The 722-nt window shown below is 58.6% G+C and carries 1 rRNA gene; it reads right to left on the reverse strand.

Features of this window, described 5'->3' with window-relative positions:
- Nucleotides 1-634, reverse strand: a 23S ribosomal RNA gene (locus tag ADK57_RS11875); the annotation flags it as partial.
- Nucleotides 635-722: the final 88 nt, after the last annotated feature.

The following is a 722-nucleotide window of genomic DNA, read 5'->3' on the forward strand; positions in this document are numbered from 1 at the left end:
TGCGCGACGCTCCCACGGCTTGTAGGCACACGGTTTCAGGTACTATTTCACTCCGCTCCCGCGGTACTTTTCACCATTCCCTCACGGTACTATCCGCTATCGGTCACCAGGGAATATTTAGGCTTAGCGGGTGGTCCCGCCAGATTCACACGGGATTTCTCGGGCCCCGTGCTACTTGGGTGTCTCTCAAACGAGCCGCTGATGTTTCGACTACGGGGGTCTTACCCTCTACGCCGGACCTTTCGCATGTCCTTCGCCTACATCAACGGTTTCTGACTCGTCCTGCCGCCGGCAGACGACAGAAGAGAGATCCCACAACCCCGCATACGCAACCCCTGCCGGGTCTCACACGTATACGGTTTGGCCTCATCCGGTTTCGCTCGCCACTACTCCCGGAATCACGGTTGTTTTCTCTTCCTGCGGGTACTGAGATGTTTCACTTCCCCGCGTTCCCTCCACATACCCTATGTGTTCAGGTATGGGTGACAGCCCATGACGACTGCCGGGTTTCCCCATTCGGAAACCCCCGGATCAAAGCCTGGTTGACGGCTCCCCGGGGACTATCGTGGCCTCCCACGTCCTTCATCGGTTCCTGGTGCCAAGGCATCCACCGTGCGCCCTTAAAAACTTGGCCACAGATGCTCGCGTCCACTGTGCAGTTCTCAAACAACGACCAGCCACCCGTCACACACCACTTCCGTGATGCTGCACCGGGGCCGGCA

The organism is Streptomyces sp. MMG1533, from assembly GCF_001279775.1.
Taxonomy (GTDB): domain Bacteria; phylum Actinomycetota; class Actinomycetes; order Streptomycetales; family Streptomycetaceae; genus Streptomyces.